Here is a 13,370-nt window from a genome sequence, read left to right as displayed (position 1 = left end):
TGTACCCCACCTGCCTGCCGCGTAGCGGTGCGCCTGAAGCAAGAGAGGAAAACTGGCTTCCCGGCCTCCGCCACCCTTTAGCCAGTACCTCCCGTATAAGCCAGCGGACGCGATAGCACGGAGCGGCGGCCAAAACGACCAGTCAAATAGCTGGCGCTTGACAACTGCCTTATATGCTTGCACCGATACCGACACGATACCACTCCACAGTACGTCGCAACCCAACCTCGAAGTCTACCGCCACGGTGTAGCCCAAATCACACTCCGCCGCCTCTATGGATGCCATCGAGTGCTTCACATCCCCCGCACGCGGCGGCAGGTACTCCACTTCCAACTCCTTGCCCAGTATCTCCTGCAAGTAACGGATTAACTCGTTCAGCGTATATCGCCCGCCACACGCCACGTTGTACACCTTCCCTACTGCCCGCTCCGACTGCATCGCCAGCAGGTTCGCCTGCACCACGTTCTCGATGTAAGTGAAATCGCGCGATTGTTCACCGTCGCCGTACACGGTGAGCGGTTCTCCCTTTAGCGCAGCGGTGACGAACTTTGGGATAACCGCCGCATACTGCGAGTGCGGGTTCTGGCGCGGACCGAAGACGTTGAAGTAGCGCAGGCTGACGGTGGGCAACCCATACACCCGCGTGAACACCTGGCAGTAGTATTCTCCGACCAATTTGCTGACTGCGTAAGGCGACAAAGGCTGAGGCAACATGGTCTCTACCTTCGGCAAAGTTGGGGTATCGCCGTAGGCGGATGAAGAGGCGGCATACACGACCCTCTTGACGCCCGCTTCCTTCGCCGCCAGCAGCACATGGAAGGTGCCCGTGATATTCACCTCATGCGTAGTCATTGGGTCTTCCACAGAGCGCGGCACCGACCCTAACGCGGCTTGATGAAAGAGGACCTCTATCCCGGGCATCAGTTCACGCAGTAACTGCAGGTCGGTGATGGAGCCTTTAACAAAGCGAAACCGCCCCTGCAGGTGCGCCAGATTCTCTTCGCGCCCCGTAGACAGGTCATCGAGCACAGTGACCTCATGACCCAGTTCTATCAACCGTTCCGTCAGGTGCGAGCCGATAAAGCCCGCACCGCCAGTGACCAGAATCCGCATGGGTGACTCCTCACAACCTCCTTGTTGTTTCCCAATTGATGCCATATAGTGCCCGTTCCGCGGGCGTCATGTTGCGCCGCATCCTTCGTGCGATTGCCTGCTTCTCCGGCTGCATCCGCTGACCTCTAACTATCCGGCTTGGGCGTTCATGTGCTGGCATTTCTGACCTCACCCCCAACCCCTCTCCCGCAGGGAGAGGGGAGTTCCACCACCTCACCCCCTGCCCCTCTCCCACAGGGAGAGGGGAGCAACACCCCCTTCCCTCGCAGGGAAGGCGGACGGGGGGTTAGGTTTTCAACACTCCAACGACAACCTCTCTCCCGACCCCTCTCCCACAGGGAGAGGGGAGTCTCGCCCCCTTCCCTCGCAGGGAAGGGGGACGGGGGGTTAGGTCTTCCTACCCCTCCAATTCTCCACTGCCGCCTGCAACGCCTGCTCCCACTTGTCCACCTGCTTCTCCACCGTGAAGTGTTCCAGCAGGTGCCTATATGCATTTTCGGCGCGGCGGCGCGCTTCTTCAGGGTTCGACAGCGCATCCAGAATCGCCTGCGCCAGCGCATGAGGGTTACGCAGCGGCACCAGCCATCCCGTCTCACCATCGATGACCAGCTCGGGCACGCCCCCTACCGCCGTCGCCACTACCGGAGTTTTGTATGCAAAGGCTTCCAGCACGACGTTGGGCAGCCCCTCCGTCAACGACGGCAGGACCAGCACATCCAGCGCGCCGATAATTTGCCGTGCGTCCGCCCGCTCGCCGAGAAATGTGACCGCCTGCGGCAAACCGAGCGAATCCACCCGTTCTTGCAGATGCGCCCGTTGATCGCCCTCCCCAACGACCAGCAGGTGCACGTCTGCCTGCTTTGCCCTCAACTCCGCCATCGCGTCGATCAGGTAACTCACTCCCTTCTCCACGCTCAACCTGCCCACGTAGCCAAGTACCTGCTTCCGCAATGACTGGCTGATGATACTTGGTATTTGTTCGCGGGAATAGGCAGGCTGCAAGGCTTCAATGTCCATACAGGTCGGCAGGTAGAAAATCCGGTCAGGTCGCACCCCGTATCGCAGCACTTCCGCTTTCTGTGCGGGGGACACTATCGCAACTACCGAATGCTTTCGTAACGTTTGCTTATCCAACCACTCGTAAAACCTAACCTTCCAATCCCTCGCAGTCCAGCCAGGTAACAGTGCAATTGTAGGTACCTTGCCATAGACAGCAGCGACGACACCTGCCTTATACCCTTGCGTGCAGACAACATCTGGCGAATACTCTTGCACCACCTCTGCGAACCTTCGCACCATTTTCGGCAGGTAGTACCTCTCAGGCAGATAAAGTGGAACAACACGAACCTGATGCTCGCGGGCGTGTACGGCTAATGTGGTTTCGGACACCTCTTCCGCCTCATTCACCAGAATCACCGCGATGAGCACCTCATGCCCGCGTTGCTGTAATGCCCGCGCGACCTGCACCGTCTGACGCTCCGGACCGCTAATCGCTGACTTGGCGGAGCTGGGCTGGCAGAACATCACGCGCATGGTGCGGTCTCCCCACAGCTCAGCAGGTCCACTCCCACTCGGTCGCGAATGAAGGCGACGACCTGCTGCAGGAAATGCTCCGCGGTGTGTTTCTGCGCAAGGGCATACCCCCCTGCTATCAGTTTCCGACGCAATACTCCGTCCCGCAGGATACGTTGTATCGCGCCAGCCAGGGCCTCTGGACTGCGCGGCGGCACCAGCAAGCCCGTCTCTTCGTGTCGCACCAAATCGGGAAGGCCTCCAACCGCCGTCGCTACCACAGGCACGCCCCGCGCCATCGCCTCCAGCACCACCCGCCCCAGTCCCTCAGACACCGAGCACAGGACAAAGATATCTGCCTGCGTATAGAAGCGATGCAACATCGCAGGCCCGGTCTGAACTCCATGGAAACAGTAGCTGCCCGCCTGCAACGATTGAGACGCGAACTGCTCCAGAGGCCCCCGCTGGTCACCGTCGCCAACGATATCCAGATGTATCGTCTTCCCCGCTTTTTGCAGCATACCGACAGCCTCAATCAGGGTATCCACTGACTTCTCGTGCCGAAGCGCGCCAACAAACAAAACCCGTATGTGGTTCGACTGACACGTGTCATGGCGTAAAAAGAAATCCTCTCGCGTCAGCGTGCTGACCGCGATTCGATGGACACGTCCGTCCCCGAACTTTTCCGCCAGCGAGCAGGAGATGGCGATACATGGCGTGCGACGGGCGATGCGCTTCATCTCGCTCTCATGCCACGCTGCCACCGCAACCTGTAGCCCGCGCAGCAAAGGGGAACGCGCGGGGGAGTTTTTCAATAGCGTCACGGGGTCTCCCACCAGCTGAAAGAAGCAAGGCGTCGCGCGACGCCGGCACTCGCGCCACAACACGGGAGCATACGCACCCGGATAGCGCAGCCACACCACATCCACAGGATGCGTCTCCAGAAACGCGCGCAGACGGCGGATAAGCTGCCCACGCACCTTCACCGCCCCCGCGAACGTCTCGAAATAGGGCAGTTCATATACCCTCACGCGCTCCGTCGGTAGTGGGTAACCCAGATGAGGCAACGGCTGTTCGGTCACCGGCGCAGCAAGCGCCACCTCAAACGGGAACAGGCGGTTCATCTCCTGCAGATACCGTCCCAATCCGTTGCTGGTGTAGTATCTGCCCTGCGTGTCTCTATAGCAGGCTGTTGCATAATAGATGCCCAAGCGTTTCATGTTTGGTGGGAACCTCACCCCCAGCCCCTCTGCCACAAGGAGAGGGGAGTTTGGAGACCTCACCCCGTGCCCCTCTCCTACGAGGAGAGGGGAGTCACCCCCTTCCCTCGCAGGGAAGGGGGGATGGGGGTTAGGTCTTTTTTCGTTGCGCGATCGCCTTCCCGTACAGCTCCAGATACCGCTCCCCCATGCGGTCGATGGTATACTCCTGCAAAAACCGCTCTCGTGCGCGACGGGCAAGTTCTTGTGCCTTTGTTTGATTCTTCAACAATTCCAGAATCGCCTGCGCCATTGCCTGAACATCGCCAGGGGGCACTAGCAAGCCGCACTCGCCGTTCGCCAGCAGTCCAGGCGTACCCCCCACCGCCGTTGCCACAATGGGACGCTGTGCGGACATCGCCTCCAGTATCGCCAGCGACTCGCCCTCGATGCGCGAACTCAGTACGAAAACATCCAGATGACGCAACAGCACCGGCACGTCGCGGCGGAGGCCGAGGAAGTGGACGTGATTTTCCATGCCCAGTTGGGATGCCAGTTGCTCTACCTCGCTAAGTCTTGGACCCTCGCCGATAAAGACCAGATGAACATCGGGCATCTGCTGGCAAATAAGTGCGATTGCCCGCACAAGCGTGTCCTGGTCTTTCTGGTGTTGGTCGAAGCGCCCAACCATACCCACAACCCTGCCATCGGGCACTTTCCAATCGGCGGGAGCAGGCTGTGCCGAGTAGATGTCTGGAACGCCGTTGCGGACGTACACTGTCCCCTCTTCGGGCACACCGAGAATCTCCACGAATAACTTCTCAATTCCGGGTGCCACTCCCACGCAATAGTCAGTATGCTTTGCTGCCCGCTGCAGACGCGTGCGGTGATTCGACAGCCAGTCGCGGTGGTAGTTATGCAAAGTGAAGACGAGGGGAGTATGAGTCCATCGGCACGCAGCAGATGTTTTCAGCCACGCGGTATTGTGACAATGCACCACATCGGGGCGAACGCGGTGGATAAGCGCAATAAGTTCACGCGGATAGAGACGCGCCCAGATGCCCGCAACGCTGACCTGCTGCACGCATATCTTCCGGCTCTCGAAGGCGGGTAGCATCGCCCTCTCTGCAGTTAGATTTGCTACCAGCACCTCATGCCCACGTGCCTGCAGCCATGCGCTGAGGTCCGCAACCAGCTGTTCTGCGCCACCGAGATGCAACCCCGCCAGCACTTGCAGGACGCGCATTCTCGCCTCCTACCGAATCACCATCTGAAACACCACCACCGCCTGTCCTCCCGCCGGAATACTCGTCACCGTCACATCGATCTTCGTGGTATCCGTCGGATCTGGGAGTGTGTCGCCATTCAACTTCAGGCTCCCTCGCACAAACGTCGCCCCCTGCGGGATGTCATGCGTAATCCGCACATTCCGCGCCTCCGCGTTGCCGGTGTTGGTTGCCGTAATCGTCACCGTCACCACATCCAGCGGTTTCGGGTTCGTCTTGTCTGCCGAGATGCTAATACGTATGTCCGGCGTTTGAAGCGGCAGCTCTTCGGTTGACTGAAGAATAGCTCCTTCATATCCGCGCAGCGTAATCTCCGTGATAGGGGGGCCAAGAGTGCCATCATAATTGACGCGACGATACGTGCCCGGCAGAGGAACTCGAACCGTGCTTTGATGGTAGGCAAGCCACCCACCAGGAGGAGATATACCTGGTAAGCGAATCACCACCAGACCCTTTGTATACATCCGTGCCAGCACCCCGTCAACCGGCATACCACCAGGGCCTGACGTTGAACTGCGCCACAAATAAAATATGTACGTCGGGTAAATCGGTATCACCCTGTTCTCCGCCGGTAGTCCAATTTGTTCAGGCAGTGTGATTACGGAGCCCGTGGTGTCTCCGACAATCACGTAATCTCCAAGTCCAGCAACAGCCTGGTAGTATTTCGCTGCCACGAATCCTTCCGGGATAATATTTGCCGGCTCACCGATGTCTACCGATAACATCCTGAACGGCAGGTAGGCGTAGTTCTTGGGAACACCACTTTTCCAGTAGTACGCTTCAGAGGTGCTCGTTGAACTTGTCAGCCCGCTACCATAAACGAAGGTACGCCACGAATGGTTGAAGAACGTCATATCGGGAATATTCAGCAAATAGAAACGGGCTAGCAGGCTCTCCTTGATGAGGTTCCACGTGGTTTCCGTGTTTCCTAAGTTCGACAGAAACGACCCATAGTTTGGATGACATTGGACGGTGGAACGAATACCCGCCCTCGCGTATGCCGGAATATGCCAGGTTCTTAATAGATTCCCCTGAGAAGTATTATCCCAGATTAACGCCTCGCATCGGAACGAATTGAAGACCTGCAGGTATGGCAAGGTGAAGGTACTTAAGAAGAAGTTACGGCCGGACACATTCGTGCTAATGAACTGAACCCCTCCCTCCGTGCGCATCCTCCGATGGAATTGGAGGAATGCATCCCGATAAGATTCGTTCATTGCCATGTCATGACCGGCACGCCCATTGTACTCCAGGAGAGTACCTCCTGCCAGCACCGAGAAGGCGTTATAGTTCAGAAGTACTTGAGCATCGTCGTTGTCATAACCCAAAACTCCTTCCTGCTGAAACATATTCAGGTAATATTCAAAGGTTATCTGCTGATAGTCAGGATTCCACAAGTTAGCTCGGCAGGTCGCCCTCGAGTCTGCCCATCCAGAACCTTCAGTCGCTCTGGCTTCCCAGGCCATTCGGGCGGATGCGTTTGGATTGACGCGATTGGCGTATTCGGTATCATCTACATATCCATCCCCATTGCGGTCGTTGGCAGGGTCCCACCCCGGAACGAACACTTCATTGCCCGTAATCCGGTACGTGCTGGTACTGTTAGGAACCACATCCCAGGCGGGGTCCACCGTTAGCGTCGGAGTAGAACTGCTGGTGGATGCGGTGATATTACGAACCTGTCCAGCACCTGCGCCCGAAACAATCTCAATCGTCATCCCTCTATAGAAATCGGTAGAGTAGTTTATCGGATTGGTTGGTGAAATCCTAACTGTATTGCTGGTTGCTGACAAGACCATACCCGTTCTGTGCGACGCGACGACTTCACGCAAAACCTTGCGCGACGACACGTCCGAACGGGACCCCAATCTGGGGTACACAGCATAGTTAACTGTCCGGATACGGAGAATGAAACAACCGGCTCCTCCTCTGAGGCGGATTGCGCCAAGATAATGAGGTGGATACGGAATACACCATTTCCAGTCCGTCGGGGGTATCCATCGGATGTATCCATCGTTACGTAACCCATTCGTGGTGTCCTCAATTGGAGTAATACGTCCCCAACCTACAATATTGAAGTTGGAATCGACCTGGTTGGGGTACTCGATCATCAATTCCCCAGCCGTCCCGGGGTCTCCAGCAACACTCAATTTGAAGTACAGGGTGTCTATCTTCTCTGGGATAGCCAGCCAAAGCCCACCACCCGCGTTACTGTAACTGAAGATATCTGCAGTCGCTCTGAACGACTCCTTGGCAACCCCTGAATTGTCTGCGTAACCAATAGCTGGTATATATCCATACAGTATCGTCTCAACAAACCCGACTCTATTGCTATCGATGTAGGTATCCTCTTTGAAGTGAAGGGTGAAGGATTCGAAATCCATGTTCCTCTGGATTGCCATGCGCCGTGTTGCCGTCATCCGATAGTCCAAGTTATTATACGTGCTCTGCACATAGATATAAACCGTGCCAATAGAGTTCACGTTGTAGGTAGGACCCCAATGCCCACCGGCACCATAATCGAAGTGGGTACTCTCCCACTCGGTGACCCGTGCCGCCGTTGCCTCCCCATACATCGCGATAAACTCTGCTATCGTGTCCGGGTCAGTTGGTGCAGACGCCTCCGGGCTGACAAGTACAGCAGCCGCTCTGGCAGACGGGTACTTCCTCGGCTTCAACGTTTGGCTGGCAGTCTGAAACTGCAGCGCAAACAGCAGAATCAGAGTGATTAAAAACGCGATTGTTCCCATGTACGGTACCTCCTTACAATGATGCGTAATACTCACGTCCCCGCTCCAGGCAGTTCCACAGATGGGCTGCCGGAGCGACCTGCTGTTGATAATACTGGTAGTTTGCGTTCCGCATCGCCTGCGCCAGCTCTGTATCATCAAGAACTCTCTTGCATTGCTTCACACACTCCTCTGGTGTGGCGAACGGCAGATAGTGCACACCTTCCTGCGGTTGCACTGGCGCCGGGTTCCTGAAGCCCTCCGGATGTGCCACAACGCATTGTGAAGCCGCCAGATGCTCCGCAAAGCGAAACCCATAGGAGTAGTTCAGTCCCCGCACGTAAACTCCAACGAGATATCGCTTACTCCATCGGATAAACTTTTGCCGACGAGCAGGAGCCGATGATAGAACATCAGGATAATGCTCCCGAGCATACGCTGTCGGCACCAATCCACCAACAAACTGGTCGCCCAGCTCTGCCCGTAGCCGACGCATGACCTCCACTCGTAGCGAGTTCACAGCGAGGTGGTTATCGGGACCCACCTCCTTCTCGGACCAGACCCTTGTTTGAAAAACGACCTTTGGTTCGACTGGGACGTCCGGTGTTTGCTCAAAATCCTTCAGGGTAGGACCGTCCAGAAAAGTGCGATACAAACCCCACTTACGGCGCCAGTGTGTTAGCGCCTCCTGCGGCGAGCGCAAGAACATTCGCGAGTACAATCGAAGCAACCAGTGCTGCACCAGAAGCTTACTGCTTGTGCTACTGCATGGCATATTAAAACCAAAAGGAATGACTTTGCGACCCATATCCCCGGCGCATTTCTCTACATCTGGAGGATAGAAGCTCTTCTTCAAATACACATCGCACTCCCGGAGTGCCTCTTCATAAAAAAGCGTGCTCAGGTCGTGCAGGTCTATAGCAATGTTCAACCGTTGATGGTCACTTAGCCTCTCCGCCACCATCCAGGCGAAAATGTGTCCCTGCGGACGACCCGTTTCCTTGCACGTCATCCCAACACGCGGTTCAAGTAGTATCTTCTGCTGCCTCGCCAGTTCCACCAGGCCAGTCACTATTTTGGAGGTGCGATGCACATCCATATCCAGGTCCCAAAAGAGTTCCACTCTGTATTTGGGTTGCGTAGCCATCCCCATCTCCCACTTTCATCCATCTGTTTGTTCCATATTTTACCGACGGATGAGGCTCTGATACACCCTCCTCACCTCAAACGCGTGCCTGGCGGGGTCGAACATCTCGCGGGCGCGCCGTTGCGCTGCGGCGGATAGCCGCTGGCGTAATTCGAGATCCCGAATCAGCCGTTCGATCGCCTGCGCCATCAACTCCGCATCGCCCATCGGCACCAGAAGTCCTGTCTGTTCGTGCTCCACAAACTCCGGGATGCCGCCGCCGTCGGTCGCAACTACTGCTGTACCCACCAGCATCGCCTCCACCACGACCCGCCCCAGCGGTTCCGGTTTAATCGACGCGTGCACCGCCACGTCCAGCTGCGCTAAATAATCATAAGGCTTGCTCACAAATCCCATAAATGACACCATCTCCTCCAGACCAAAGTCTTTCACCATTTGGCGCAAACGTTGCTCGTAACCCCGCGCCCCGAAAGGCTCGGTACCCGCGATCGATGCGTGAAAGACCATCCCCCGCCGTTTCAGCAGGTTCAGCGCTTCCACGAACACATGCTGCCCTTTCCACTCCTGTAACATTCCTATCATTCCCACATGGGGCAAACTCTGACAGACACATTTGGATGCAACCGCGCAAGGTGGTACAATCGGATTATAAATAACCTCACACCGTTCGGGCAGGATGCCGTGACTCAGCAAGTTTTCCGCCACCGCATGCGATATGGCGATGTGATAGTCAAAATACCGGACGACCCTCTTCGCCAGACGACGCGAGGATCCGAACCCACGGGCGTGCGCCACTACCGGCAAGCCGGCTCGTTGCGCCGCCATTGCGCCGCCAAAACAGCGGGCTATAGATTTCGTCTCTATCACTAGCAGCACTATATATACGGCTCCGTTTCCACTCGCTACGCTCCTTCGGTGGAATGAAACGTACGTAGCCACTCTGTGCCAGCTTTTGCCCGTTGACGACAGTGGTGTCTTCTACAATGGTCAGCGGTGCCCAACTGGTCGGCTTGCCGTTGGCATCCACAGCGTTGCAATATTCCCACACTCCGTCCCAGCCGTCGGCGGCCGGCGTCTTCACCACGAAATACACCGCATCAAACCGCAGCGAATGAGAAATAGCAATGAACTCCCCAACCTTATTGGGGACCTGACTCATGTAGGAATCGCTGGTGTCCAGAGGTGTTGCCCTGTAACTACCGGACACGATATAGACAAATGCTTTGTGGTCGAATTGCTTATCTCCCACAGGCTTCGGTAGAGAAACCTCCGTATCCACGGCGTAATGCAGGGCAATGTGTTCGTAACTGATGCCGCGTTCCTCCGCCCACGTCTGCCAATGCATGTTGTTGTAACGCCATGTCCCAGCGTAGTTGTTCGTGATGTTATCGTAGGTAATAAAAATCGTGTCCGGGTTCATTTGCCGAAGGGCGGAAAAACCATCCCAGTTGTAACCGGTATGTCCGTCGAAGTGGACGGCGTTCCAGTCGTGGTACGGTTTATTGGTATCGTTGGCAGACCAGTCGCCCCCAATAATATATGACCAGTATCGAACCGTGGGAAGTACCTTGGAGAATCGGCGAAACGTTCTGAAACTTCTCACGTCACTGGTGAGTTCAGCACCACCCCCTTGTGGAGTGATACGAACCCGGTAGTAGTAGGTAGTACTGGGTTGCAAGCCGATGAGATTCACGTAATGGCGGGTGACGTCGGTATTGGGCAGGTCACGCCACTCTGGGGGCGATACCTGACCGAGCGATGGAGTCGTGCCATACTCCACCGTCATCCTGCCCGGCACCGTGCTAAGGCACTTGATGCGTGCACTCGTCGGGTTCGCCCAAATCACTACAGGATCGAGCGATTGAGCGAGCGCGAAAGGCATAACGGCACCCCACAAGTACAGCGCAAGCATCACGTTCCGAGGAGTCTTCATCGTGCCTCACCTCGCTCTCTTAGCACCGAGGGGACTGTTCCTCATCATAAGCCGTTATCCACCTCGCACAGATGCAGGCCTTACAGACTGTCCAACAGACTATCCAGGTCTGCTTGCTGCCTTCTAGAATAATACTGCTCGGCACCGGCGATCGCACACCTCTGCCACTGTGCGTAGACTGTGGAACTAGTCACCACCTCCCGCACCCGTTGCAAAGCCTCTTTTGGAGAAACAAAGCACTCCCCAAAGCAAGCCAAATCGGGCGTGTAAAACCAGCCTTTTTTCCAGAGAAATATAGTGGGCACTCCACAGGCAGCACCGACGGTCAATGCTCCGCTAAACAAACCGATGGCAATGGTAGAGCGTGCGATATCTCTCAGCAAGGAAACGCCTTGCGAAACTTCTACATTTCCGCCTTCCCTCCGGATAGACTGTACCCACTCCGCCGGTTTTCGAGCAGAAGGGTGAAGGCGATATATGACCCTGACAGCTTCCAGCTGGGTCGCACAATCCCTTATCACCTGATGCAATGCCTCTATCGCCTCGTACAATCCGTAGAAGCGGCGGGCTGCCATGTTGTCCTGATCTATCACCAGCAACGTGCGATAGGCGAAAGTGTCTCCCACATCCGCAATCTCATCAAACAGTGACCCGGCAGGGACGTAACGGCGTGCGAAGGGAAGAGTACCTGTCACCTTGCCAAACTGGGTATCCGCCTGCTTCATGAAATCGGCGGAGGCTTCCCCAAAGGTAATGACGGTATCCGCCAGCACGGGGAAGAAACCTGAGGAAGAAATCACCCCGTGCTGCAGAGTAACCACTGGTTTCCCCTGTAACAAGCCATCTAGCGCAATCACCGAGTCCAGCGACCCGAAATGATTGCGAACGATGAGACGGTCGTAATCCACCAACGGGCGCAAACGCTCCCACAGCAGCCGCTTTGCCATGCCCCCCAGAAACAGGGAAAACGTGCGCCCCGGTATCGCCAGCTCTGCGCCAAGCAGGTCGTTGATGTCGCAAAAGTCTCGCCACGCCTGCGGTGCCGCACTGGCAGACAGATAGCGGCGTTTACCATGAAGCCCTTCGTAAAGGTCGATCAGCGTCAGACGTCCTTCGGAACCTTCAGCGAGTGGCACGATTTCTTGATGTTCTCGGCTGCCGAATGCGACCAGATAACCGACCCGCTCTCCCCGTTTGAGCAGGGCAGTTACCAGCCTTTTCATCATCGCAATCTCTGTCGCGCGCTCCGCCTCTCCGTAAACCAACCAGTCAAACCGTTGCTTCGGCACATCCGGTGCATGACTCTTTAGCCACCGATGTACAAGAGGCGAAATGCTGTGCAGATAGTAGCGATAAGGTGTCTGCGCCCAGCTGCCCCCTGCCTGATAACAAACACGCACGGCGTCTAAATACTGCACCCAGTCGTAACGCCGTGGCGATGACCATATCTTGACGCGCGCCTGCTCTGTTTTGCGAGCCGTCGCACCCTCTCCATAAACGATAGTCTCCGGCAGGTTCTTTCGCTTCACCGCCTCAACCATTGTCCTCACCTACTCCGCCGAAGGCACACGCCGCAATTTGGCACGTGCCGCCAGTTCACTCTCGTACACTCGCTTGATGCCGTCCCCCAGCGCTTGCTCAATCACGCGGATGTCGCGCACCAGACGCATGAGACCGCCCGGCTCTACTGAAGCTGCCTGGTCGCTACCCCACATGGCGCGGTCGAGAGTGATATGACGCTCCACCACACATGCCCCCAACACCACCGCCGCATAGGTAGTCTGCAAACCAACTTCGTGTCCAGAGTAACCCACGGGCAGACCAAACTCTTGTTTCAACGTCTGAATCATGCGCAGGTTCAGCTCGCTGGGTGGACAGGGATAGGTGCTGGTGCTGTGCATGATAATCAGGCAATCGTGGTCTAAAAGCGACACCGCATGGCGGATTTCGTCCATTGTAGACATGCCCGTAGAAAGCAGAATGGGCTTGCCAGTAGCGTTCAATCGCAATAACAGTTCATCATCTGTTAACGATGCGGAAGCCACCTTGTAGCAGGGCGGGTCGAACCGCTCTATGAAATCCACAGAGGGAATATCCCAGCACGATGCAAACCACGTGATACCTTGCTGCTTGCAGTATCGATCTATTTCGGCATACTGCTCGTAGCCAAACTCCACCTTATAGCGGTACTCCATGTAGGTAATCAGCCCCCATGGGGTCTCACGGGAAATATTACGCTGCTCGGGAGGTACGCACAGTTCCGGCGTACGCTTCTGAAACTTCACCGCATCGCATCCCGCCAGCTTCGCGGCGTCAATCAGCCGCTTCGCGATATCCACATCGCCGTTGTGGTTGATACCTATCTCCGCCACGATATATACCGGCTGTCCTTCGCCTACCAGTCTGTCTCCAATACGCACTGTTTGCGCCATCTGCTTCACCTCCTAAAT

Annotated in this window: 10 protein-coding genes; all 10 read right to left on the bottom strand. The window is 56.4% G+C overall.

Annotated elements, in window-relative coordinates:
• Positions 1–169 precede the first annotated feature (169 nt).
• Positions 170–1,114, bottom strand: coding sequence for an SDR family oxidoreductase (locus K6U75_05810; GenBank protein MCL6474551.1), 945 nt, complete (start codon positions 1,112–1,114; stop codon positions 170–172).
• Between the two features lie 387 nt (positions 1,115–1,501).
• Entirely contained in the window at positions 1,502–2,647 is a 1,146-nt protein-coding gene (locus K6U75_05805; GenBank protein MCL6474550.1) for a glycosyltransferase family 4 protein, read from the bottom strand.
• Entirely contained in the window at positions 2,638–3,846 is a 1,209-nt protein-coding gene (locus tag K6U75_05800; protein MCL6474549.1) for a glycosyltransferase family 4 protein, read from the bottom strand. The genes K6U75_05805 and K6U75_05800 overlap by 10 nt, the downstream gene beginning before the upstream one ends.
• A 130-nt stretch (positions 3,847–3,976) precedes the next feature.
• A complete protein-coding gene (locus tag K6U75_05795) occupies positions 3,977–5,071 on the bottom strand; it encodes a glycosyltransferase (protein ID MCL6474548.1) in 1,095 nt (364 codons plus the stop codon).
• Positions 5,072–5,080: 9 nt separating this feature from the next.
• Positions 5,081–7,861: a DUF11 domain-containing protein gene (locus K6U75_05790; GenBank protein MCL6474547.1), complete on the bottom strand. Its 2,781-nt coding sequence runs from the start codon at positions 7,859–7,861 to the stop codon at positions 5,081–5,083.
• A gap of 13 nt (positions 7,862–7,874) precedes the next feature.
• Positions 7,875–8,987 (bottom strand): hypothetical protein, encoded by a 1,113-nt coding sequence (locus tag K6U75_05785; protein MCL6474546.1) that lies wholly within the window; start codon positions 8,985–8,987, stop codon positions 7,875–7,877.
• A gap of 39 nt (positions 8,988–9,026) precedes the next feature.
• Positions 9,027–9,560, bottom strand: coding sequence for a glycosyltransferase family 4 protein (locus tag K6U75_05780; GenBank protein MCL6474545.1), 534 nt, complete (start codon positions 9,558–9,560; stop codon positions 9,027–9,029).
• Positions 9,561–9,717: 157 nt separating this feature from the next.
• Positions 9,718–10,920 carry a fibronectin type III domain-containing protein gene (locus K6U75_05775; protein MCL6474544.1) on the bottom strand — a complete coding sequence of 401 codons (1,203 nt, stop codon included), beginning with the start codon at positions 10,918–10,920 and terminating at the stop codon, positions 9,718–9,720.
• 80 nt (positions 10,921–11,000) lie between these two features.
• Positions 11,001–12,470, bottom strand: a complete 1,470-nt coding sequence (locus tag K6U75_05770; GenBank protein MCL6474543.1) for a hypothetical protein — start codon at positions 12,468–12,470, stop codon at positions 11,001–11,003.
• Positions 12,471–13,352: an N-acetylneuraminate synthase family protein gene (locus K6U75_05765; GenBank protein ID MCL6474542.1), complete on the bottom strand. Its 882-nt coding sequence runs from the start codon at positions 13,350–13,352 to the stop codon at positions 12,471–12,473.
• Positions 13,353–13,370: the final 18 nt, after the last annotated feature.

It is taken from the genome of Bacillota bacterium, assembly GCA_023511455.1.
GTDB lineage: Bacteria > Armatimonadota > HRBIN16 > HRBIN16 > HRBIN16 > HRBIN16.
This window is presented reverse-complemented; position numbering and strand designations above follow the sequence as displayed.